This window comes from Amycolatopsis sp. NPDC004747 (genome assembly GCF_053601335.1).
Window position 1 is genome coordinate 214,794 of record NZ_JBSGBQ010000001.1, and the last position, 22,603, is coordinate 237,396.

17 protein-coding genes are annotated in these 22,603 nt (G+C 72.5%); 14 read left to right on the forward strand and 3 right to left on the reverse strand.

Annotated elements, in window-relative coordinates; all coding sequences use genetic code 11:
- Nucleotides 1-4 precede the first annotated feature (4 nt).
- From ACWEGE_RS00865 to ACWEGE_RS00895, 7 genes are all read left to right on the forward strand, one after another.
- Nucleotides 5-4,282: a beta-ketoacyl synthase N-terminal-like domain-containing protein gene (locus tag ACWEGE_RS00865; RefSeq protein WP_449658374.1), complete on the forward strand. Its 4,278-nt coding sequence runs from the start codon at nucleotides 5-7 to the stop codon at nucleotides 4,280-4,282.
- Nucleotides 4,279-4,593, forward strand: coding sequence for an acyl carrier protein (locus tag ACWEGE_RS00870; protein ID WP_449658375.1), 315 nt, complete (start codon nucleotides 4,279-4,281; stop codon nucleotides 4,591-4,593). Before ACWEGE_RS00865 ends, ACWEGE_RS00870 begins: the two co-directional genes overlap by 4 nt.
- Entirely contained in the window at nucleotides 4,590-5,396 is an 807-nt protein-coding gene (locus ACWEGE_RS00875) for an alpha/beta fold hydrolase (RefSeq protein WP_449658376.1), read from the forward strand. The genes ACWEGE_RS00870 and ACWEGE_RS00875 overlap by 4 nt, the downstream gene beginning before the upstream one ends.
- Entirely contained in the window at nucleotides 5,396-6,559 is a 1,164-nt protein-coding gene (locus ACWEGE_RS00880) for a glycosyltransferase (protein WP_449658377.1), read from the forward strand. The genes ACWEGE_RS00875 and ACWEGE_RS00880 overlap by 1 nt, the downstream gene beginning before the upstream one ends.
- A 38-nt stretch (nucleotides 6,560-6,597) precedes the next feature.
- Complete coding sequence (locus ACWEGE_RS00885; protein ID WP_449658378.1) at nucleotides 6,598-7,065, forward strand: GNAT family N-acetyltransferase; 468 nt, start codon at nucleotides 6,598-6,600, stop codon at nucleotides 7,063-7,065.
- 38 nt (nucleotides 7,066-7,103) lie between these two features.
- Nucleotides 7,104-7,940: an SDR family NAD(P)-dependent oxidoreductase gene (locus ACWEGE_RS00890; RefSeq protein ID WP_449658379.1), complete on the forward strand. Its 837-nt coding sequence runs from the start codon at nucleotides 7,104-7,106 to the stop codon at nucleotides 7,938-7,940.
- Nucleotides 7,941-8,002: 62 nt separating this feature from the next.
- Nucleotides 8,003-10,033: a DHA2 family efflux MFS transporter permease subunit gene (locus ACWEGE_RS00895; protein WP_449658380.1), complete on the forward strand. Its 2,031-nt coding sequence runs from the start codon at nucleotides 8,003-8,005 to the stop codon at nucleotides 10,031-10,033.
- A gap of 102 nt (nucleotides 10,034-10,135) precedes the next feature.
- Here the strand turns inward: ACWEGE_RS00895 and ACWEGE_RS00900 are convergent, their stop codons facing one another.
- Nucleotides 10,136-10,972, reverse strand: a complete 837-nt coding sequence (locus tag ACWEGE_RS00900; protein WP_449658381.1) for a PHP domain-containing protein — start codon at nucleotides 10,970-10,972, stop codon at nucleotides 10,136-10,138.
- Between the two features lie 52 nt (nucleotides 10,973-11,024).
- Here ACWEGE_RS00900 and ligD point away from each other — a divergent pair, with 52 nt between their 5' ends.
- Nucleotides 11,025-11,969: a non-homologous end-joining DNA ligase gene (gene ligD / locus ACWEGE_RS00905; RefSeq protein ID WP_449658382.1), complete on the forward strand. Its 945-nt coding sequence runs from the start codon at nucleotides 11,025-11,027 to the stop codon at nucleotides 11,967-11,969.
- Between the two features lie 20 nt (nucleotides 11,970-11,989).
- On the opposite strand, the gene ACWEGE_RS00910 is transcribed toward ligD, so the two are convergent.
- Entirely contained in the window at nucleotides 11,990-13,186 is a 1,197-nt protein-coding gene (locus ACWEGE_RS00910) for a thiolase family protein (RefSeq protein ID WP_449658383.1), read from the reverse strand.
- Nucleotides 13,187-13,315: 129 nt separating this feature from the next.
- Between ACWEGE_RS00910 and ACWEGE_RS00915 the strand changes: the two genes are divergently transcribed.
- The 6 genes from ACWEGE_RS00915 to ACWEGE_RS00940 all read left to right on the forward strand — a co-directional run bounded on the left by ACWEGE_RS00915 (nucleotide 13,316) and on the right by ACWEGE_RS00940 (nucleotide 22,376).
- Nucleotides 13,316-13,753, forward strand: coding sequence for a winged helix-turn-helix transcriptional regulator (locus tag ACWEGE_RS00915; RefSeq protein WP_449658384.1), 438 nt, complete (start codon nucleotides 13,316-13,318; stop codon nucleotides 13,751-13,753).
- 206 nt (nucleotides 13,754-13,959) lie between these two features.
- Nucleotides 13,960-17,544 (forward strand): discoidin domain-containing protein, encoded by a 3,585-nt coding sequence (locus tag ACWEGE_RS00920; protein ID WP_449658385.1) that lies wholly within the window; start codon nucleotides 13,960-13,962, stop codon nucleotides 17,542-17,544.
- A gap of 69 nt (nucleotides 17,545-17,613) precedes the next feature.
- Nucleotides 17,614-18,366 carry an SDR family oxidoreductase gene (locus tag ACWEGE_RS00925; protein WP_449658678.1) on the forward strand — a complete coding sequence of 251 codons (753 nt, stop codon included), beginning with the start codon at nucleotides 17,614-17,616 and terminating at the stop codon, nucleotides 18,364-18,366.
- A 97-nt stretch (nucleotides 18,367-18,463) separates the two neighbouring features.
- Nucleotides 18,464-20,776: a glycosyl hydrolase family 95 catalytic domain-containing protein gene (locus tag ACWEGE_RS00930; protein ID WP_449658386.1), complete on the forward strand. Its 2,313-nt coding sequence runs from the start codon at nucleotides 18,464-18,466 to the stop codon at nucleotides 20,774-20,776.
- A gap of 38 nt (nucleotides 20,777-20,814) precedes the next feature.
- Entirely contained in the window at nucleotides 20,815-21,711 is an 897-nt protein-coding gene (locus ACWEGE_RS00935) for a LysR family transcriptional regulator (RefSeq protein ID WP_449658387.1), read from the forward strand.
- Nucleotides 21,708-22,376 carry an HAD family hydrolase gene (locus tag ACWEGE_RS00940; protein WP_449658388.1) on the forward strand — a complete coding sequence of 223 codons (669 nt, stop codon included), beginning with the start codon at nucleotides 21,708-21,710 and terminating at the stop codon, nucleotides 22,374-22,376. Before ACWEGE_RS00935 ends, ACWEGE_RS00940 begins: the two co-directional genes overlap by 4 nt.
- 6 nt (nucleotides 22,377-22,382) lie before the next feature.
- Here ACWEGE_RS00940 and ACWEGE_RS00945 read toward each other — a convergent pair whose 3' ends face one another.
- Nucleotides 22,383-22,544, reverse strand: a complete 162-nt coding sequence (locus ACWEGE_RS00945; protein WP_449658389.1) for a hypothetical protein — start codon at nucleotides 22,542-22,544, stop codon at nucleotides 22,383-22,385.
- Nucleotides 22,545-22,603: the final 59 nt, after the last annotated feature.

The window sequence follows — 22,603 nt, forward strand, 5'->3', positions numbered from 1 at the left end:
GGGAATGCGGGTGGCCATCGTCGGGATGTCGGTGCTGCTGCCCGGCGCCCCCGACCTGGCGAGCTACTGGCGCAACCTCACCGGCGGCGTCGACGCGATCACCGAGGTGCCGCCCGGGAAGTGGGACCTCGCGCACTACGCGCCGGACGAGCAGCGCCGGGCCGACCGGCTCTACTGCCGCCGCGGCGGGTTCGTCGACGAACTGGCCGAAGTGGACGTCACCGGCTTCGGGATCATGCCGAACTCCGTGCCCGCCACCGAGCCCGACCAGCTGATCGCCCTGCGCGTCGCGGCGCAGGCCGTCGCGGACGCCGGCGGCCCGGACCGGCTGCCCGCCGACCGCGCGAAGGTCGGCGTCGTGCTCGGCCGCGGCGGCTACCTGACGCCCGGGCTGGTCCGCCTCGACCAGCGCGTCCGCACCGCGAGCCAGCTCGTGCGCACCCTCGGCGAACTGCTGCCGGACCTCGACGCCGACCGGCTCGACGCCGTCCGGCAGGCCTTCACCGACCAGCTCGGCCCGGAGGCACCCGAGTCGGCGATCGGGCTGGTGCCGAACCTGGCCGCCTCCCGGCTGGCCAACCGCCTCGACCTGCGCGGCCCGGCCTACACCGTGGACGCCGCGTGCGCGTCCTCGCTGATCGCCGTCGACCACGCCGTGCGGGAGCTGGCCACCGGCCGGTGCGACGTCGTCCTCGCCGGCGGGGTGCACCACTGCCACGACATCACCTTTTGGAGCGTGTTCACCCAGCTCGGCGCGCTGTCGCCGTCCGAGCGGATCCGGCCGTTCCACCGCGACGCCGACGGCGTGCTGATCGGCGAAGGCACCGGTGTCGTCGTCCTCAAGCGCCTGGCCGACGCCCAGCGCGACGGCGACCGCGTCTACGCCGTGATCACCGGCACCGGGGTGGCCTCCGACGGACGCACCGCGAGCCTGGCCAACCCCGACTCCGGTGGCCAGGTCCGGGCCGTCCGCCAGGCGTGGGCCGCGGCCGGCCTCGACCCGGCCGCACCGGACTCGATCGGCCTGCTGGAGGCGCACGGCACCGCCACTCCGGCCGGCGACGCGGCCGAGCTCGCCACCCTCGCCGAGGTCTTCGGAACCCGGGGGAGCGCGGTGCTCGGTTCGGTCAAGTCGATGATCGGCCACACCATGCCCGCGGCCGGGATCGCCGGGCTCGTCAAGGCCGCCCTGGCCGTGCACCACGGCGTCCTGCTGCCCACCCTGCACTGCGACGACCCGCACCCGGCGCTCGCGCGCACCCGCTTCGCCACGTTGGCCGCCGCCGCACCGTGGGACGCGCCGGTGCGCCGGGCCGGGGTCAACGCGTTCGGCTTCGGCGGGATCAACGCCCACGTCGTCCTGGAGCAGGCGCCGGGCCGGGCGAAGCCGGCCGTGGTGCGCGAGCCCGAACGCGTGCTGCGGCTCGCCGCACCGACCCTCGACGCGCTGCGCGAGGCGTTCGACCGGCCCGGCACCCCGGAAACCGGCGACGGCCCGGTCCGGCTCGGCATCGTCGACCCGACGGAGAAGCGGCTGGCCCTGGCCAGGAAGGTGCTCGCGCGCGGCCGGGCCTGGCGCGGCCGCAACGACGTCTGGTTCGCCGACCGCCCGCTGCTGGGGCCGGGCGGCGGCAAGATCGCCTTCCTCTTCCCCGGCTTGGAGTCGGAGCTCACGCTGAACTGCGCCGACGTCGCCCGGCACTTCGGCCTGCGCTGGAAGCACGCGGACGTCGAGGTCGGCGACGTCGGACGCCAGGGCGCCGCGGTGTTCGAGCTGGGCAGGCTGCTGCACGCCGCCCTCGGCAAGCTCGGCGTCACCCCGGACGCCGTGGCCGGGCACAGCCTGGGCGAATGGACGGCGATGGCGGTCGCCGGCGTCTACGCCGAAGACGAGGTCGACGCGTTCCTCGCCGGGTTCGACCCGGACGCGCTCGTCGTCCCCGGGCTCGCCTTCGCCGCGGTCGGCGCGCCCGCGCCGCGGGTGGCCGAGGAGCTGGCCGGGCGGGCGGACGTCGTCCTGTCCCACGACAACTCCCCGAACCAGGCCATGATCTGCGGTCCGGAAGCGGCGGTCGGCGTGCTCGTGCGGCAGTTCCGGGACGCCGGGATCGTGGCGCAGGTGCTGCCCTTCCGGTCCGGTTTCCACACCCCGATGCTGCGGCCGTACCTGGACCCGATCCGCGCCGCGGCCGAGCACTTCACCCTGCACCCGCCCGCCCTGCCGCTCTGGTCGGCGACCACGGTGTCGGAGTACCCGGCGGGCGAGGCCGAGGTCCGCGAGCTGTTCGTGCGGCACCTGCTGCAGCCGGTCCGGTTCCGCCCGCTCGTGCGGGCGCTGCACGACGCGGGGTTCCGCGCCTTCGTCCAGGTGGGCGCCGGGCAGCTCGGCTCGCTGGTCGGCGACACCCTGCACGGCGAGGAGCACCTCGTCGTGGCGGCCCACTCGGGGCAGCGCCCCGGGCTCGCGCAGCTGCGCCGGGTCGCGACCGCGCTGTGGGCCGATGGCTTCGACGTCGGGTTCGCCCGGCTGCCCGGCGAGCGCCCGGCCGCCCCCAAGGCGGTCAAGCTCGACCTCGGCGGCCGCCTGATCTCCCTGGACGAGCAGGTGCGCGCGCGGATCGCACTGCCCGCCACCCGCCGGGCGGGCGTGGACGACCTGGCGGCGAAGGGCCCGCTCGCCGCCGAGTTCGCCGCCCTGCTGGCCGATACGGCCGAGCTGGCGTCCACCGTCCTTTCCGGACCGGCCCGCCGTCTGCCGCCACCGCGGGCGCTGGACACCACGCTGACCGTGTCGCTCGAGTCGATGCCGTACCTGCTCGACCACTGCTTCTTCAAACAGCCGCCCCAGGCCGATCCGGGCGACCGCTGGCCGGTCGTCCCGGCCACCACCGTGATCGACCACCTGATGCGGTTCGCCGAGCAGGCCGCGCCCGGACGGCACGCGGTGGCCGTGCACAACGTCCGGCTCAGCCAGTGGATCACCGCGGTCCCGGCGGTCACCGTGCCGGTGCGCGTCCGGCCGCAGGGCACCGACCGGGTGCACGCGGCCGTCGTCGGTTACTCGCAGGCCGTCGTGGAACTCGCTTCGGAGTACCCGGCAGGCGCGCCCGCGCCGTGGCGGTTCCCGGCGTCGGCCGAACGGGTCCCCGAGACGACGGCGGCACAGCTGTACGACGAGCGCTGGATGTTCCACGGCCCGCGGTTCCAGGGCGTCACCGAGCTGACCGCCGTCGGCGAACGGCACGTGCGGGCGGTGCTGACCACGCCGGCCGCGCCCGGCGGGCTGCTCGACAACGTCGGCCAGGTGCTCGGCTACTGGATCATGTCCCGGCTGCCCGAGCGCACCACCGTCTTCCCGGTCGCGATGGGCGAAATCCGGTTCCACGGCCCGCACCCGGCCCCGGGGGACCGCCTGGAGTGCCTGGTCCGGATCACCGGGCTGACCGACGAGTTCCTCGACGCCGACATGCAGCTCGTCCACCACGGCCGGGTCTGGGCGGAGTTCACCGGCTGGCGCGACCGGCGCTTCGACAGCACCGCGCACATCCGCCAGGCCGACCGCACGCCCGAGCGCTCGACGCTGTCGCACGAGCAGCCGGGTGGCTGGGCGCTGGTCCACGAGCAGTGGCCGGACCTGGCCACCCGCGAGCTGATCATGCGCAACTACCTCGCCGGCCCCGAGCGCGACGCCTACGAGAGCCGTCCCCCGCGTGGGCGGCGCCAGTGGCTGCTCGGCCGGATCGCGGCCAAGGACGCGGTCCGCCAGTTCCTCTGGGCTCGCGGCGAATCCGAGATGTTCCCTTCGGAACTGCGCATCGGCAACGACGAAGCCGGCCGGCCGCTCGCGACCGGTGCCTACGGCCGTGCGCTGCCACCGGTCACGATTTCCGTGGCGCACCGCGCCGAAGCCGGGGTGGCGATCGCCCGCCACGGGCGCTGCGGCATCGACATCGAAGAGGTCGTCCCGCGCGCGGAGTCCACTGTGGAGGCCGCGCTCGGACCCGGCGAGCTGGCTTTGTTCGCGAGCCTGCCCGGTGACCCGGAGCAGTGGTTCGCCCGGTTCTGGACGGCGAAGGAGGCCGTGGCGAAGCTGCGCGGCACCGGGCTGCGCGGCGAACCCCGTGACTTCGAGGTCGTCGCGGCGACCCCGGAAGAGCTGTCCGTCCGCGTCGCGGGCCGCGAATACCTCGTGCGCTGCGCCGACGTCGGGAACCCGCCCGGTGCGCCGCCGCGCCGCTACGTCGTCGCCTGGACCGAAGAGACGAAGGAGACTGCCGGATGAGCATCGAGACCACGGCCGCGAACGAGGTGACCGTGCTCGCCCAGCTCGGCGAGATGCTGCGGGAGCTGCTCGAGGAGTACGGGCTGGACGCGGAAGACACTGTGGAGATCACCATGGACACGACGTTCCACGACGACCTCGAGCTGGAGAGCGTCGACCTGGTGGCGCTGTCCGGGCAGCTGCGCGAGCACTACGGCGACCGCGTCAACTTCGCGAACTTCATCGCCGAGCGCGACCTGGACGAGATCATCGCGCTGACCGTCGGCGAGCTCGTCCGGTACATCGTCGCGTCCCTGCGGGCGACGGCGTGAGCCGGGTCCGGGCGGGAGAGCTGGACGTGCACGTCCAGCGGCTCACCCCGGACGTGCCCCTCGACGGGGACGCGCCGATCGTGGTGTGCGTGCACGGCCTGCTCACCGACAGCCTGGCCAGCTACTACTTCACACTCGGGCCCGCCTTCGCCGAACGCGGGCTCGACGTGCTGATGTACGACCTGCGCGGGCACGGCCGCACGACACGGCCGTCTTCCGGGTACCACCTGGAGCGGTTCGTCGACGACCTGGTCGCGGTCCTCGACGCGTGCGACGTCACCCGGCCGGTGCACGTCGTCGGCAACTCCTTCGGCGCTTCGGTGGCGTTCGGGCTGGCCGCCGCGCGGCCGGACCGGGTGGCGAGCGTCGTGGTGATCGAGGGCGAACCGCCGACCGCGGAGTGGACCCGGCACATGGCCGACGGCCTCGCCGACGCCAAGACCCGGCTGGCGATCGACGAGGTGATCGGCTGGATCGCCGACAACCACGGCGCGCACACCGCGCGGCTGTCCAAGGCCGCGAACAAGATCCTGCAGACCACCACGATCGCCGAGGACATCCCGAACAGCGCGACGATCGCGGCGGACCTCTCGGCGGTGCGCTGCCCGGTGTTCGCGATCTTCGGCGGCGACTCCGGGCTGGCCGCGCAGGTGCCGCACTTCGAAACGCACCTGGCGGGCTGCCGCACGGTCGTGCTGCCCGACCAGGGGCATTCGGTGCTGGTCGAGCGGACCGCGGAGGTCGTCGAGCTCGTCTCCGGGTGGGTCCGCGACACCGCGCGCACGCAGGCGCGGGTGCGGTAGTGGCCCGGTTCCTCTTCGTCGTCCCGCCCCTGGTCGGGCACGTCAACCCGGCCGTCGGCGTGGCGGCCGAGCTCGCCGCGCGCGGCCACGAGGTCGCCTGGGCGGGCCACGACGAACTGCTGTGGCAGCTGGCCGGCCCGGAGGCGCTGGTGTTTTCGTGCGCCGTGCCGCGTGACCAGCCCGAGCGCCCGGCCAAGCTGAAGGGCCCGGCCGCGCTGCGCTTCCTGTGGCAGGACTTCCTCGTCCCGCTCGCCGACGCGATGGCCCCGGGGGTGACCGCGGCGCTCGACGCCTTCGAGCCGCACGTCGTGGTGGCCGACCAGCAGGCGCTGGCCGGCGGCTTGCTCGCCGACGCCCGCGGCCTGCCGTGGGTCACGTCGGCGACGACGTCGGCCGAGCTCGTCGACCCCCTCGCCGGGATGCCGAAGGTGGCGGAGTGGGTGGGTGCGCTGCTCGACGGGCTGCGCGCGCGGATCGCCGGCGGCCGGGGCGCGGCGGATCCGCGGTTCTCGCCCCACGGCGTCCTCGCCTTCACCACCCGCGAGCTGCTCGGCGCGGCCGCGCTGCCGCCGTCGGTGCGGCTGGTCGGCCCCGCCCTCGGCGTGCGTCCGTCCACAACGGACTTCCCGTGGGAGTGGCTCGACCCGCTGCGGCCGACGGTGCTGGTCTCCCTCGGCACGGCGAACACGACCGCGGGCGCCGGCTTCCTGACGGCGACGGCCGAGGCGTTCGCCGGGTTGCCCGCGCGCGCGGTGATCGCCGACCCGGGCGGTGTGCTCGGCGACGTCCCGCCGAACGTCCTGGTGCGGCCGAGTGTCCCGCAGCTGCCACTGCTGTCGCGGGTCGACGCGGTGCTCTGCCACGCCGGCCACAACACGGTGTGCGAGACGCTGTGGCACGGCCTGCCGCTGGTGGTCGCCCCGATCCGCGACGACCAGCCGATCGTGGCGGCCCAGGTGGTCGCGGCGGGCGCGGGTGTCCGCCTGCGTTTCGGCCGCGCGGACGCACCTCGCATCGCGACGGCGGTCGAGGAGGTCCTGACGGAACCGTCGTACCGCCGCGCGGCCGAAGTCGTGGCGGCGTCGTTCCAGGCGGCCGGGGGGAGCGCCGCGGCGGCCGGGCACCTGGAACAGCTGGCGCTGGAGAATCTCGCGTACCTGTGAAATTTACTCTGAAAAATCCAGCGGATACGGTGCTGGACATGGCTGTTTCCGTGCACGTCACCGAGGAAGTCCCCGAACTCGTCGCGTCGGCGGCGGCGCTGTTCGCCGAAGACGCCGGCGCCCGTGACCCGTCGATGGATCTCGGCTGGCCGGACCGGGAAGGCGCGGCCTACTACCGGAATCTCGTCGAGGACGACACCGCCCTCTGCCTGCTGGCGCGAGCGGAGGACGGCGCGGCGGCGGGGCACCTGATCGGCCGACTGCTGCCCGCCGATCCACTGCGGCCGGGGGTGGTCCGGGCCGCGCTGGAGAGTATGCGGGTCGCGGCGGAGCGGCGGCGCGAAGGAGTCGGCGAGGCGCTGGTGGGCGCGTTCGTGGAGTGGGCCCGTGCGCACGGCGCGAACCAGCTGGTCGTGCAGGCGTACGCGCAGAACGACGGTGCATTGGCGTTCTACCGTGCACAGGGATTCCGTGCGTTCGAGGTGAAGCTGGTCCGCGAGGCTTGAGCCTGCGGTCCGGACCGACCGTGGTCACACTGTTACGCATGGGCTTCCTGGACGGGCGGGCCGTGGTGATCACCGGTGCCGGACGTGGACTGGGGCGGGCGTTCGCCCGGCACGCGGCCGCGAACGGCGCCGCGGTCGTCGTCAACGACATCGACGCGGAACCGGCAGGCGAGACCGTGGCCGCGATCGAAGCGGACGGCGGGACCGCCGTGGCGAGCGTCGGCTCGGTGGCCGTCCCGGACTACGCCCGGTCGCTGATCTCCCTCTGCTGCAGCCGGTTCGGGGCCCTGGACGGGCTGGTCAACAACGCCGCCGTGGGGTACCACGCGCCGCCGTGGGAGGACGACGACGCCGAGCGGGCCCGTGCGCTGGTCGAGACCAACGTGCTCGGTCCGCTCCACTGCGGCACCGCGGCCGCGAAGGTCATGTGCGCCAAGGGCCGCGGTGTCATCGTCAACGTGACGTCGGGGTCGATGATCGGGCAGCGCCGCGCCGCCGCATACTCGGCGTCGAAGGGCGCGGTGGCGTCGATGACCTACTCGTGGGCCGTGGACCTGGCGGAGCACGGGGTGCGCGTGAACGCCGTCAGCCCGATCGCCTGGACCCGGCTGATGGCCGCCGACCCCAACGGAAACCGCGACGCGCCGCCGCCCGAACGGGTGGCGCCGCTGGTGACCTACCTGCTCAGCGACCTCTCGGCCGGCGTCACCGGCCAGGTGCTGCGGCTCGCCGACGGGCACCTGCACGCCGTCCGGCAGCCGGCCATCATCCGGCCCGTGCTGCACCGGGAGACCTGGACGGTGGAGGAGATCGCCGCGGCCGTGGGCGGCGAGCTCGCCCTCGAGTCCCCGCCGCGGGACCGCTGGACCCTTTGAGCGGCGTGGACCACCGGAACGGGTGGCTATCCACAGTGGACTGCGGCCACTAGCTTGGAGAGATGACGGCCACCGCGGAGGTGTCTTCGGGCGCCGCGGCGCCGCCCGCACTGAGCCGCGGCCGGGTCAACGCCGTGTTCGGCGCCGTGCTGCTCGGGATGCTGCTGGCGGCGCTGGACCAGACCATCGTCGGCACCGCGCTGCCCACCATCGTCGGCGACCTCGGCGGCGCCGGGCACCTGTCCTGGGTCGTGACGTCGTACCTGCTGGCCGAGACCATCATGACCGTGGTCGTCGGCAAGCTCGGCGACCTGTTCGGCCGCAAGCTGATGTTCCAGCTGTCGGTGGTCGTGTTCGGCGTCGGCTCGTTCTGCGCCGGGTTCGCCGGCAGCATGGTCTGGCTGATCGTCTGGCGCGCGGTGCAGGGCCTGGGCGGCGGCGGGCTGATGGTGACCTCGACCGCGCTGATCGCCGACGTCGTCCCGCTGCGCGAGCGCGGCAAGTACCAGGGCGTGCTCGGCTCGGTGTTCGGCGTGGTGACCGTGGCCGGCCCGATGCTCGGCGGGTTCTTCGTCGACCACCTGTCGTGGCGGTGGGCGTTCTACGTCAACATCCCGCTGGTCGTCGTGGTGCTGGTGGTGGCGTCCTCGGCGATGCCGAACGCCCGCGCGGTGGTCAAGCCGGTCATCGACTACCTCGGCATCCTGCTCATCGGCCTCGCCGCGAGCGGCCTGACCCTGGTGACGAGCTGGGGCGGCACGCAGTACGCGTGGGGCTCGCCGGTGATCATCGGGATGGCGATCGGCTCGGTGGTGCTGCTGGCCGCGTTCGTCTTCGTGGAGCTGCGCGCGAAGGAACCGATGCTGCCGATGCGGCTGTTCCGCAACCCGGTGTTCACCGTCGGCGGGATCATGAGCTTCGTCGTCGGCTTCGCGATGCTCGGCGCGCTGTCGTACCTGCCGACGTACATGCAGTACGTCCAGGGCACGTCCGCGACGACGTCCGGCGTCCGGCTGCTGACGATGGTGCTGGCCCTGCTCGTGGCGTCGATCGCCGCCGGGAACGCGGTGAGCCGCACCGGGCGGTACAAGATCTTCCCGCTGGCCGGGGCCGCGGGCATGACGATCGGCCTGTACCTGCTGTCCCGGCTGGACACCGGCACCGGGTTCTGGGAGGCGTCGGCGTACATGGCCGTGCTGGGCCTCGGCATCGGGCTCGGCATGCAGGTGCTGACCATCGCGGTGCAGAACACCGTCGACTACGCCGACCTCGGGGTCGCGACCTCGGGCGTGACCTTCCTCAGGTCGATCGGCAGTTCGTTCGGCGCGGCGATCTTCGGCACGGTGTACGCGAACCAGCTGACCCCCAAGCTGGCCGCGCTTCCGGTGCCGCCGGGGGTGGACCCGCGGGCCCTGCAGGTACCGACGGCCTTGCACGCGCTGCCTTCGTCGGTTTCGGCACCGGTGATCCGCGCGTACAGCGACTCCTTGCACGTCGTGTTCCTCGCGGCCGCCCCGGTCGGCCTGGTCGCCCTGGTCCTGGCGTTCTTCCTGAAGGAGGTCCCGCTGCGCGACACGGCCCGCGCGGCGGCCCCGGACCTGGGCGACGGGTTCGCGATGCCGGAAGCGCGCACCGACGACCGCGAGCTCGAACGCGCGGTCGCGACGCTGTTCTTCCGCGAACGCCGCAAAATGGCGCCCGCGATCGTCGAGCGGGCCGGAGGCGACCTCGACGAGGGCGGGATCTGGTGCCTGCTGCAGGTCCACCTGCGCGAACGCCGCGGCTCGCCGGCGACGCTGCGGGCGATCGGTGAGCACTTCGGCGTGCCGGCGCAGGTGCTGGAGCCGGCGTTCAACCGCCTCGAGCTGACGGGGCACCTGCGCTACACCCGCGACGGCTGGGAGCTGACGCCCCCGGGCCGGGAGGAGTTCGGGAAGGTGGTCCGGGCCTGGCACGACTGGCTGGCCGAGCGGCTCGGCGACTGGGGCACGAACAACCGCGCCGAGCTGGACGCGGCCATCGGGCGGGTCGCGGCCCGGCTGATGGACCAGAGCGCGGAGTCACGCGCCCACGGCCGGCACGCACTCGCCTAAGTGTTCACCCTCGGCTCGGCCTGGCCCCCAGCGCCCCAAGGTGGCCCTCGGTGCGTGAGACGCAACCAAGGCCGCCTTGGGGCGCTTGGGTGAGCGTGCCGGTCAGCGGCGCCAGAAGGCGTGCGGGTCGCGGCCCGGGCGGAAGCCGCACGCCTCCACCAGGGCCGCCGCGTCCTCGAAGCCGTGGCCGACCAGGCCCGGCTCGTGGGCGTCGCTGCCGAACGCCACCGCCTCGCCGCCCACCTCGAACCACCAGCGGATCACCTCGCCCGGCAGCGGCACCTTCGTGTTCACCTCCAGCGCGCGCCCGCTCGCCTTCAGGGCCCGCAGCACCGTCCGGAACTCCTCCTCGAACTCCGCCGCCACGAACGGGGGGCCTTCGCCCGGCCACGAGCGCAGGGCGTAGTCGATGTGGGCCAGCACCGCGAAGTCCGCCGTCGACTCGACCAGGCCCAGCACCTCGCCGAGGTAGGCGCGCAGCAGCTCGCCCGGCGGCCGGTCCGAGACCACCGTCAGCTCGCGGTGGTGCTCGCCGTCCGGGAGGGAGTGCACCGAGCCGAGCACGCGGTCGAAGCCATGGGCCGCCAGGAGGGCGTCGGCGCGCGGGCGGTGCCAGTGCGGCTCGCTCAGCTCCACGCCGGACAGGATCCGCAGCCCGGGAAACCGCGCGCGGCACTCCTCGACGCACGCCAGGTACCCCGCGACGTCCAGCTCCGGCGGCTCCAGGACGCCGTCGGGGCGCAGCCGCACCCGGAAGTGGTCCGGCAGCAGCGGCCGGACCGGCTCCGGGAGCAGCCACGGTGTCAGGTCCGCGTGCTCGGTGAAGGCCACCGACGGCAGGCCCAGCTCGATCGCCCGCTCGCAGGAGCCGGTCATCGAGCCGGTGACCGTGTCCCAGGACCATTCGGTGTGGACGTGACCGTCCGTCGGGAGGTGCACCCGCCCGATTGTGCACCTCCGCCTTCCTCCCCGCCGCTGTACCGTCTGTCGCATGGCGGTCAAGGCTGTTGAGCTCGAGGTCGGCCCGCACACCGTGCGGATCTCCAACCCGGACCGGGTGTACTTCCCGGCCCGCGGCGAGACGAAGCTCGACCTGGTCAACTACTACCTCTCGGTCGGCGACGGGATCGTCAACGCCCTGCGTGAACGGCCCTGCATGCTGCACCGGTTCCCGTCCGGGGTGGCGGGGGAGAAGGTGCACCAGAAGCGGGTGCCGAACGGTGCGCCGCCGTGGCTGGAGACCGTCCGGGTCACCTTCCCCCGGTACAACCGGCACGCCGACGAGCTGTGCGTCACCGAGCTCGCACACGTGGCCTGGGCGGTGCAGATGTCCACTGTGGAGTTCCATCCGTGGAACTCGCGGCGGGCGGACACCGAGAAGCCCGACGAATGGCGGATCGATCTCGATCCGATGCCGGAATGCGGTTACGACCGGGTGCGGCGGGTTGCGCACGTCGCTCATGAGATTCTCGATGAGCTTGGTGCGGTGGGGTGGCCGAAGACGTCCGGTGGGCGGGGGTTGCACATCTACGTCCGGATCCCGCCTCGGTGGGGTTTCTCCGACGTTCGGCGGGCTGCGCTGGCTTTTGCCCACGAGGTTGAACGGCGGGCTCCGGATGACGTCACCACGACGTGGTGGCGCAAGGATCGGGATCCGCGGCTGCTCTTCGTCGACTACAACCAGAATGCCCGGGATCACACCATTGCCAGCGCATACTCGGTTCGGGGGAATCCTGAAGGGACGGTTTCCACGCCGGTTCGGTGGGAGGAGATCGATGATGCCGAGCCGGGGGACTTCACCATTGCCACCGTTCCCGCTCGGTTTGCCGAGCTGGGGGATCTTCATGCCGGGATCGATGACGCCGTGTTCTCGCTGGATCCGTTGCTGGAGTGGGCTGATCGGGATGGTGTCGAGGAGCCTCCTGACCCGAGCTGACGTGCTTTCCTGCTGAAGGGTCAGTCCAGGCGTTCGACTATTGTTGCGTTGGCCAGGCCGCCTGCCTCGCACATTGTCTGGAGGCCGTAGCGGCCGCCCGTCTGCTCCAACACCGATAGCAGCGTTGTTGCCAAGCGGGCTCCGCTGCCGCCCAGGGGGTGGCCCAGCGCTATCGCGCCGCCGTTGATGTTGACCTTCGCCGGGTTGGCGCCGATCTCCTTTTGCCAGGCCAGTACCACGCTGGCGAATGCCTCGTTGACCTCGAATGCGTCGATGTCCTCCACCTTGAGGCCGGCGCGGGCCAGGACCTTCCGGGTGGCCGGGATCACGCCGGTCAGCATGAGCAGGGGGTCGTCGCCGGCCACCGCGAAACTGTGGATCCTGGCCCGGGGCTTCAGGCCCAGTGCGGCCGCCGTCTCGCTGCTGGTGATCAGCAGTGCTGCGGCGCCGTCGTTGATCGGTGAGGAGTTGCCGGCGGTGGTGTGCCAGGCCAGGTCCGGGAAGCGTTGTTCCCAGATGTCCGCCCGGAATGCCGGCTTCAGGCCGGCGAGGATCTCCGGGGTGGTGCCGGGGCGGACCGTTTCGTCGGTCGTCACCTCGCGCAGGGTGCCGTCGGGGCCGGGCGCCTTGAGGGGAGCCACTTCGGTCGTGAACTTCCCGTCCGCCCATGCCTTCGCCGCGCGCTGGTGGCTTTCCGCCGCGAACTCGTCCAGCTGCGCTCGGGTGAAGCCCCACTTCGCCGCGATGAGCTCCGCGCTGATGCCCTGCGGTACCAGGCCGTCCGGGTAGCGGGCGGCGACCTGGGTGCCGAACGGGTCGCGGCCCGCCGCCTGGCTGCCCATCGGGACCCGGCTCATCGACTCGACGCCGGACGCGATCACCACGTCGTACGCGCCGGCGATCACGCCCTGGGCCGCGAAGTGGATCGCCTGCTGGCTGCTGCCGCACTGGCGGTCGACCGTCACCGCGGGCACCGATTCCGGCAGGCCCGCCGCGAGCGCCGCCCAGCGGGCCGTGTTCATGCTCTGCTCGCCGATCTGGCCGACCGCTCCGCTGATCACGTCGTCGATGCGGGACGGGTCGACGCCGGCTCGCTCGACCAGGGCACGCAGGGCGTGGGCGTGCAGGTCGACCGGGTGCACGCCGGCCAGGGTGCCGTTCGGCTTGCCCTTGCCGATCGGGGTTCGTACCGCGTCGACGATCACCGCGTCCGTCATGGCGTCTGCCTCCTCGCAGCTGGGGATGTCTTCGGTATACGCCGGGTGAGTTGGAATCCACAACTTAGCTGTTCCGCACATCACATACTGTTGACGTGCTAGGTTGGGTTTTCAATCCGTGGAGGTGGCATGGTCCGGCGGGGTCGCGAGTGCTCGGTCGCCGAGGCACTGGAGGTCGTCGGCGAGCGGTGGAGCCTGCTCGCGCTGCGCGAGATCATGCTGGGGGAGCGGCGGTTCAACCAGATCGCCGAGAACACCGGCGCCAGCCGGGACATCCTGGCCGCGCGGCTGCGCAAGCTCGTCGACGCGGGCGTGCTCGAGAAGGTCCAGTACGAAGCCCACCCGCCGCGCCACGAGTACCACCCGACCGAAGCCGGCCGTGCGCTGCAGCCGATCCTGCTCGGGCTGATGGCCTGGGGTGACAAGTACGTCCACCAGGGCGAACCGCCCACTCTCTGGCGCCACGCCTGCGGCGAGGTGCTGGAGCCGGCCACCGTCTGCGCGCACTGCGGCGACCCGGCGAACGCCCCGGGCACCCGCGTGATCCGGCTCGGTGCCGTGCACTGACCCCCGTCCACCTCGGAGAGGCCTCCCCGCATCCCCGCGAGGAGGCCTTTTCCGTGTCCGCCCGTTGACTTGTGGCCCCCGTCACTGTAAGTCTTGAACGAATCAGTGCAAGAACCTGACAGATGACCGGTATATCACGGCAGATGTCAGGAAGATTCCGGTTTCGCTCCGAGTCGTCTCCCTCCTCCCCGGATCAGAGGAACCGCATGAGAACGAAGCGAGTGTTGTCACCCGCGGCCGCCTTCGCGGCCTTGTCCCTGCTCCTGACCACGCCCGCCGCCCCGGTGAGCGCCGCCCCGGCCGGCGCGCCCGCCGTCCGGGCCGCCGCGCTGGCCGCCGCCGCGACCTACACCGCCAGCAGCCAGCTCGCCGGCTATCCCGCCTCGAACGTCGGCGACGGCAACCAGGACACCTACTGGGAAAGCACGAACAACCAGTTCCCGCAGTGGGTCCAGGCGGACCTCGGCACGCCGTCGGACGTCGCGCAGCTGGTGCTCAAGCTGCCGGCCGCGAACTGGGGCGCCCGCACCGAGACGTTCAGCGTCCAGGGCAGCACCGACGGAACCACCTTCACGGACCTGAAGCCGTCGGCCGGGTACGTCTTCGACCCGGCCAAGGCCAACACGGTCACCGTCGACGTCAGCGGCAAGCCCCGGTACGTCCGGCTGAACGTCACCGCGAACACCGGCTGGCCCGCCGCCCAGCTGTCGGAGTTCGAGGTGCACGGGCCCGCCGGCGGCGACACCCAGCCGCCGTCCGCGCCCGGCAACCTCGCCTACACCCAGCCCGCGAGCGGCCAGATCCGGCTGACCTGGTCGGCTTCGACCGACAACACCGGTGTCGCCGGCTACGACGTCTACGCGAACAACCAGCTCCGCGGCAGCGTCGGCGGGAACGTCCTCACCTACACCGACAGCCAGCCCGACGGCGCCACCGTCTCGTACTTCGTCCGCGCGAAGGACGCCGCGGGCAACCAGTCGGCCGACAGCAACACGGTGACGCGCACCGGCACCCAGGTCGGCACCAACCTGGCACTGGGCAAGCCGATCACCGCGTCCTCGACGGAGTGGACGTACGTGGCGGCCAACGCCAACGACGACTCGCCGGCCACCTACTGGGAAGGCGGCGGCGGGACCTACCCGAACCTGCTGACCGTCGCCCTCGGCGCGAACGCCGACCTGAACCAGGTCGTGGTCAGGCTCAACCCGGACCCGGCGTGGGGCCCGCGGACCCAGACGATCGCCGTCGAAGGGCGGGAACAGAGCGCGTCCGCCTTCACCACCCTGGCCGCCGCGCAGACCTACAGCTTCAGCCCCGCGACCGGCAACGCCGTGACGATCCCGCTCGGCGGCCGCGCCGCCGACGTCCGCCTCCGCGTCACCGCCAACTCCGGTGCGGGCGGCGGGCAGGCCGCGGAGTTCCAGGTCTTCGGCGTCCCCGCGCCCAACCCGGACCTGACGATCTCGGGCGTGTCCTGGTCACCGCAGAACCCGGTGGAGACCGACGCGATCACCGCGTCGGCGACCGTCCGCAACGCCGGAACCGCCGCTTCCGGCGCGACGAACGTCAACCTCTACCTGGGCACGACCAAGGTCGGCACCGCGAACGTCGGCGCGCTCGCCGCCGGTGCTGCGGCGACGGTGTCGGCGAACATCGGCACCCGGGACGCGGGCAGCTACCAGCTCACGGCCAAGGTCGACGAGGCCAACGCCGTGATCGAACAGAACGAGGCCAACAACTCCTACACCGGCTCGACGGCGCTGGTCGTCAGCCCGGTGCAGAGCTCCGACCTGGTCGCGGCGACGGCGTGGTCACCGGGCAACCCGTCCGCGGGCAACACCGTCACCTTCACCACGACCCTGCGCAACCAGGGAACCGTGGCCAGTGCGGGCGGCGCCCACGCCGTCACGGTGACGATCACCGACCAGAACGGCACCGTCGTCAAGACGCTGACCGGCAGCTACACCGGGGCCATCGCCGCCGGGGCGACCGCCGCGCCGGTGACCGCCGGCACCTGGACCGCGGCCAACGGCCGGTACACGGTCAAGACGGTCGTGGCGAACGACGCCAACGAACTGCCCGTCAAGCAGGCCAACAACACCAGCACCCAGGCGCTGTTCGCCGGCCGCGGCGCGAACATGCCCTACGACATGTACGAGGCCGAGGACGGCGTGCTCGCCGGTGGGGCGGCCGTGGTCGGCCCGAACCGCACGATCGGCGACCTCGCGGGCGAGGCCTCGGGCCGCAAGGCCGTGACGCTCAACTCGACCGGCTCGTCGGTGGAGTTCACCACCCGCGCCGCGACCAACACCCTCGTCACCCGGTTCTCCATCCCGGACAGCGCGGGCGGCGGCGGGATCAACGCGACCCTCGACGTCTACGTCGACGGCACCTTCCTCAAGGCCATCGACCTGACTTCGCACTACGCGTGGCTCTACGGCGCCGAAACCGGCCCGGGCAACTCGCCGGGTGCCGGACCGCGGCACATCTACGACGAAGCCGGCATGCTGCTCGGCACCACCGTGCCCGCGGGCAGCCGGATCAAGCTGCAGAAGGACGCGGCCAACACGACGAACTACGCGATCGACTTCGTCAACTTCGAGCAGGCCACCGCGGCCGCCAACCCCGATCCGGCGCACTTCGCGGTGCCCACCGGGTTCACCCAGCAGGACGTGCAGAGCGCCCTCGACAAGGTCCGGCAGGACACCACGCTCACCGGCGTCTACCTGCCGGCCGGGAACTACGCGCTGTCGAGCAAGCTCAACGTCTACGGCAAGGCCGTCACCGTCACCGGCGCCGGGCCGTGGTTCACGAAGTTCTCCGCGCCTTCGGGTCAGGAGAACACCGACATCGGCATCGACGTCCAGCCGAGCGCGAACGGCTCGACGTTCAGCGGGTTCGCGGTGTTCGGGAACTACACGTCCCGCATCGACGGTCCCGGCAAGGTGTTCAACCTGACCAACGTGGCGAACCTGACCATCGACAACCTCTGGGTCGAGCACCAGGTGGTCATGGTCTGGGGCACGAACGTGGACAACACCACGATTCGGAACTCCCGGATCCGCGACACTTTCGCCGACGGCGTCAACCTGACGAACGGGAGCACCGGCAACCACGTCACCAACATCGAGGCCCGGTCCACCGGTGACGACAGCTTCGCGCTGTTCGCCGCCACGGACATCAACCAGGGCAACCAGTACGACAACGTGTTCGAGAACCTCACCGCGCTCACCCCGTGGCGCGCGGCCGGGCTGGCGGTGTACGGCGGGTACAACAACACCTTCCGCAACCTCTACATCGCGGACACGCTGACCTACTCGGCGATCACGATCAGCTCGCTCGACTTCGGCTACCCCTTCCTCGGGTTCGGGCCGCAGCCGACGACGGTCCAGAACGCCTCGCTGGTCCGGGACGGCGGCCACTTCTGGGGCCAGCAGACGTTCCCGGCGATCTGGCTGTTCTCCGCGTCCAAGGAGTTCCGCGGCATCCGGGTGTCCGACGTGGACATCCAGAGCCCGACCTACAGCGGCATCATGTTCCAGACCAAGTACAACGGCGGTCCGGAGCACCCGGTCGAGGACACCGTGCTGACGAACGTGTCGATCACCGGCGCCCACCGCAGCGGGGACGCCTTCGACGCCAAGTCCGGGATCGGGATCTGGGCCAACGAGCTGCCGGAACCGGGCCAGGGCCCGGCCGTCGGCTCGGCGACCTTCACCGGGCTGACTCTGGCCGACAACGCCGAGGACATCCGCAACCGCACCACCACCTTCACCATCAACCGCAACTGAGGCAGTGCGGCTGCGCCCGCCGGGAAACCGTTTCCCGGCGGGCGCACCCGTGCCAGGATGGCGCCGGAGGTGGTCGACGTGCGGATCCTGGTCACCGGCGGCACCGGGCAGCTCGGCTCGGCGGTCGTGGCGCGGCTGCGGGCGGCGGGCGAGGAAGTCCGCGTGCTGAGCAGGCGGGCCGCGCCGGACGTCGTCCGCGGCGACCTGCGCACCGGACGCGGCATCGACAGCGCCCTCGCCGGCGTGGACGTCGTCGTGCACTGCGCCACCGACTACTTCGGCCGGGAGACGCAGCTCGCGCGCACGCTGATCGAGGCGGCGCGGTGGGCCGGCGGCCCGCACCTGGTGTACGTCTCGATCGTCGGCGTCGACCGGGTGCCGCTCGGCTACTACCGGGCCAAGCACGAGGCCGAGGAGCACTTCGCCGCCTCGGGCCTGCCGTACACGATCCAGCGGGCCACCCAGTTCCACGGCCTGGTCCGCGCCGTTCTTTCCGGGGCGTCCCGGCTGCCGGTGGTGCCGGTGCCGCGGATCTCCTTCCAGCCGGTCGACGTCCGGGACGTCGCCCGCCGCCTCGCCGCGCACGCGCTGGACGACCCGGCCGGCCGGGCGCCCGACTTCGGCGGCCCGGAGATCCTCGCCGCGGCCGAGCTGGCCCAGGCGGTCGGCGAGGCGAGCGGGCGGCGCCGGCGGATCGTCCCGCTGAAGGTGCCGGGGGAGACGTTCCGGGCCTACGCCGGTGGCGGCCACCTGGCTCCTGGGTACCGCGAAGGCGAGATCACCTTCCGGGAGTACCTGGCCGAGCGAGCCGATCACGGGTAACCCGGCCATCTCGAAGATTCTTGACCATCGGATCGGATAGGTCATATGTTTGGCGGGCTTCGCGGCCGTTTTCCGCCCAACGCCGAACGGATGACCCATGCCGGAACTGCCTCTCCCGCCGTCGCGTCGGACCTTCCTCAAGCTCGGTGGCGCGGTCGGCGCCGGAGTGGCGTTGGGCGGCCTTCGTCCGTTCAGTGCCCATGCGGAAGTCATCCGACCTGCCGGCGAGGAGCTCGTCCCCGAGTCGTCGGCCACCACCCTGTGGTACCCGGCACCGGCGAGCGAGAACAAGATCATCGAACAGGGCCTGCCGATCGGCAATGGTCGGATCGGTGCCCTCGTCGGCGGCGACCCGGCCGCCGACTTGCTCTACCTCGCCGACGCGTCCCTGTGGACCGGCGGCCCCAACGCCGTCCTCCAGGACGACGGCCAGTTCCCGTACGAGACCGAGAGGTTCGGCACCCTCGGCCTGCTCGCGAAGCTGCGGATCGCCGTCCCGGCGCACACCGGGGTCACGGACTACCGGCGCACCCTCGACCTGAGCAACGGCCTGGTCGTGCTCACCTACCGGTACCAGGGCGTGCGCTACCGCCGCGAGTACTTCGCGAGCCACCCCGACGACGTCGTCGTGATCCGGCTCAGCGGCGGCCCCGTCACGGGCTCGGTGACGCTGGAACCCACCCGCGGCGAGGCGCCGGCCGGTGCGGGCGCGTTCACCGGCACCTTCGCCAACGGCCTGAAGTACGCCTGCACGGTGACGACCTCCGGTGGGCTCGCCTTCAGCGGCAGCGAGGTCGTCATCGTGCTCAGCGGCGGCACGAACTACGTGCCCGACGCGGCGCGCAAGTTCCTCGACAGTTCCCTCGACCCCCTGGCACTGGCGAAGCGGAAGGCGGCCGCGGCGCTGGCCGTGGCCGGCGGGACGCTGCGCGACACCCACGTCGCCGACTACCGGCGGCTGTACGACCGGATGAGCGTGGACCTCGGCCAGTCGCCGCCGGCGAAACGGGCGCTGGACACCTGGGCGCGGCTGGTCGCCCGCCACGACGACCCGGGCGTCCCCGACCCGGAGCTGGAGGCGAGCTACCTGCAGTTCGGGCGCTACCTGACCATCACCGGCTCGCGCGACGGCCTGCCGATGGGCCTGCAGGGCCTGTGGCAGAACAGCAACACGCCGGACTGGATGAGCGACTACCACACCGACATCAACCTCCAGATGAACTACTGGCTGGCCGATCGCGCGGCGCTGCCGGAGAGCTTCGCTGCACTGGCCGGCTACTGCCTCGCGCAGCTTCCCGTGTGGACGGACAACACGAAGCGGCTGTTCAACGACCCGAGGAACCGCTTCCGCAACACGAGCGGGAAGGTCGCCGGCTGGGCGGTCGCGTTCTCCACCAACATCTACGGCGGCTCCGGCTGGTGGTGGCACCCCGGCGGCAACGCGTGGCTGTGCAACTCGCTCTGGGACCACTACGCCTTCACCCAGGACAAGGCCTACCTCGCCCGGATCTACCCGTTGCTGAAGGGGGCCGCCGAGTTCTGGGAGGCGCGGCTGCTCCCGATGACCGTCGACGGCCGTGAGGTGCTGGTCGACGACCACGACTGGTCGCCCGAGCACGGCCCGCAGGACGCCCGCGGGATCACCTACGCCCAGGAGATCGTCTGGGACCTGTTCGAGCACTACCGCGAAGCCGTCGCGGTGCTGGGCCGCGACCGCGCGTACGGCGACCGGATCGCCGGGCTGCAGAAGAAGCTGTACCTGCCGAAGGTGAGCCCGACGACGGGCTGGCTCGAGGAGTGGATGTCGCCGGACAACCTCGGCGAGACCACGCACCGGCACCTCTCGCCGTTGATCGGCTTCTTCCCGGGCGACCGCATCGCGGCCGGCACGGCACCGCGCGAGCTGCTCGACGGCGTCCGATCGCTGCTGGTCGCGCGCGGGATGGACAGCTACGGGTGGGCGACCGCGTGGCGCTCGGCGTGCTGGGCCCGGCTGAAGGACGCCGACCGCGCGTACCGGCTGCTGCTGACCGTGCTGCGGCCGTCGGTGAACAACGGCAACGGGACCGCGCCCAACTTCTTCGACATGTACAGCCAGGGCAGCTACACGATCTTCCAGATCGACGCGAACCTCGGCGCGCCGGCGGCGATGCTCGAAATGCTGGTCCACTCGCGACCCGGGGTGCTGGAGCTGCTGCCCGCGCTGCCGTCGGCGTGGGCCGCGGCGGGCCGGGTGACCGGGATCGGCGCGCGGGGCGGGTTCGACGTCGACCTCGCCTGGCGCGACGGCGAGGTCACCCGGGCGGTGATCCGCAGCGTCGGCGGGACGCGGACCGAGGTGCGGGCCGGGGCCTGGCACCGGACCGTCACCCTCCGGCCGGGCGAGTCGGTCACGGTCCGGCCGGGCTGAGCCGGCACCCCATACCCTGGAGGTCTCAGGGAGGCCCGATGGACGTCGATCTGCGGAAGCTGCGGTACTTCGTGGCGGTCGCCGAAGAGCTGCACTTCGGGCGCGCCGCCGCCCGGCTGCACATCGCGCAGCCGGTGCTCTCGCGGCAGATCCGGGCCCTGGAGGGCGAGCTGCGGGCCGGGCTGTTCGTGCGGGACAAGCGGTCCACCGAGCTCACCGCGGCGGGCCGCCAGCTGCTGGAGGACGCCCGGCCGCTGCTGGCCTCGGCCGACGCCCTCCGCCGCCGGGTGGCGACGGCCGCGCGCGGCACCTCGGCGTTCACCGTGGCGTTCATGCCGGGCATCACGGTCACCGGTGCGGTCCGCGAGCTCTCGGCGCGGCACCCCGGCCTCACCGTGGAGCTGCTGCGCACCACCTGGGACGACCAGACCGAAGTCCTCCACGACGGCCGCGCGGACGTCGGCGTCGTCCGGCTGCCGGTGGACTGGCGCGGGCTGAGCGTGCGGCCGTTGTTCCGCGAGCCGCGCGTGGCCGTGCTGCCCGCCGGCCACCGGCTGGCCGGCAAGGAGTCGCTGCGGGTCGGCGACCTCGCGGACGAGCACCTGCTCAACGACCCGGACGCGGTGCCGGAGTGGCGTGACATCGCGGTCGAGCTGCGCGAAGGCACTCGACCGGCGCGGCGGCCGGTGCGGAACGTGGAGGAGAAGCTCGAGCACGTGGCGGTCGGGCGCGGGGTCGCGATCGTCCCGCGGTCGACGTCGGAGTACTACACCCGGCCGGACGTGGCGCTCGTGCCGGTGGAGGACCTGCCGCCGAACGAGGTGTGCCTGGCGTGGGTGTCCGGCCGGCGGTCCCGGGTGATCTTCGAGTTCGCGGACATCTTCGCGGACCTGACCGGCACGGACCTGACCGGCACGGAGGGGAAGACCGGATGATCCGCTGGGCGACGTTCGACTGCTTCGGCACGCTGGTGGACTGGCGCCACGGCATCGCCACCGGGCTGGAGCTGCTGTTCCCCGGCCGCGGCGCGGAGCTGCTCGAGGTCTACCACCGGTTCGAGCCGCAGGTGCAGGCCGAGCAGCCGGTGCGGCGGTACCGGGAGGTGCTCGCCGAGTCCGTGCGCCGCACCGCGGCGGAAGCCGGGCTGGAGCTGGTGGCGGACGACGCGTCGGTGCTCGGCACCGGGCTGCCGTACTGGCCGGTCTTCCCCGACACCCGGCCGGCGCTGGCCGCCCTGCGGGAAGCGGGCTGGCGGCTGGCCCTGCTGACCAACTGCGACCGCGATCTGATCGGCGAGACCCAGCGGCGGCTCGCGGTGCCGATCGACGCGATCGTGACCGCGGAGGACGTCGGCGAGTACAAACCCGGGCACGGCCACTTCCGGCGGTTCGCCGCGTCCTTCGACGCCACCGCCGGGAACTGGGTCCACGTGGCGCAGAGCCACTTCCACGACATGGTGCCCGCCCAGGCGCTGGGCATCCCGCGCGTGTGGGTCAACCGGCACGCCGGGCCGCAGGACCCGGCGGTGGCGGACGCGGTCCTGCCCGGTTTGGCCGGCCTGGCCGAGACGGTGGAGCGGGTGCACGCCGGAGCCCGCTGACCGCCGTCACGGGTGGCGCACCTCGACGCGGCGAGGCGGGAACAACCCGGCCCACAGCGCCTTCCACGGGTGCGAAGCCGGCCGCTCGCGCACCACCGGTGCCGGGGGCCGCCCGGCCCGGTACTCCATCTCCACCCGTACCCAGTCGTGGATCCAGTCGCCTCGCACGGTGGCTCCTTTCGTCGTGGAGCCCACGTTCGTCCTGAGGGTTCGCCGTCCGCATCGGG

Coding starts and splice junctions, on each gene's coding strand:
- ACWEGE_RS00865 (WP_449658374.1), top strand. CDS start 5: ATGCGGGTGGCCATCGTCGGGATGTCGGTGCTGCTGCCCGGCGCCCCC.
- ACWEGE_RS00870 (WP_449658375.1), top strand. CDS start 4,279: ATGAGCATCGAGACCACGGCCGCGAACGAGGTGACCGTGCTCGCCCAG.
- ACWEGE_RS00885 (WP_449658378.1), top strand. CDS start 6,598: ATGGCTGTTTCCGTGCACGTCACCGAGGAAGTCCCCGAACTCGTCGCG.
- ACWEGE_RS00890 (WP_449658379.1), top strand. CDS start 7,104: ATGGGCTTCCTGGACGGGCGGGCCGTGGTGATCACCGGTGCCGGACGT.
- ACWEGE_RS00895 (WP_449658380.1), top strand. CDS start 8,003: ATGACGGCCACCGCGGAGGTGTCTTCGGGCGCCGCGGCGCCGCCCGCA.
- ligD (WP_449658382.1), top strand. CDS start 11,025: ATGGCGGTCAAGGCTGTTGAGCTCGAGGTCGGCCCGCACACCGTGCGG.
- ACWEGE_RS00910 (WP_449658383.1), bottom strand. CDS start 13,186: ATGACGGACGCGGTGATCGTCGACGCGGTACGAACCCCGATCGGCAAG.
- ACWEGE_RS00915 (WP_449658384.1), top strand. CDS start 13,316: ATGGTCCGGCGGGGTCGCGAGTGCTCGGTCGCCGAGGCACTGGAGGTC.
- ACWEGE_RS00920 (WP_449658385.1), top strand. CDS start 13,960: ATGAGAACGAAGCGAGTGTTGTCACCCGCGGCCGCCTTCGCGGCCTTG.
- ACWEGE_RS00930 (WP_449658386.1), top strand. CDS start 18,464: ATGCCGGAACTGCCTCTCCCGCCGTCGCGTCGGACCTTCCTCAAGCTC.
- ACWEGE_RS00935 (WP_449658387.1), top strand. CDS start 20,815: ATGGACGTCGATCTGCGGAAGCTGCGGTACTTCGTGGCGGTCGCCGAA.
- ACWEGE_RS00940 (WP_449658388.1), top strand. CDS start 21,708: ATGATCCGCTGGGCGACGTTCGACTGCTTCGGCACGCTGGTGGACTGG.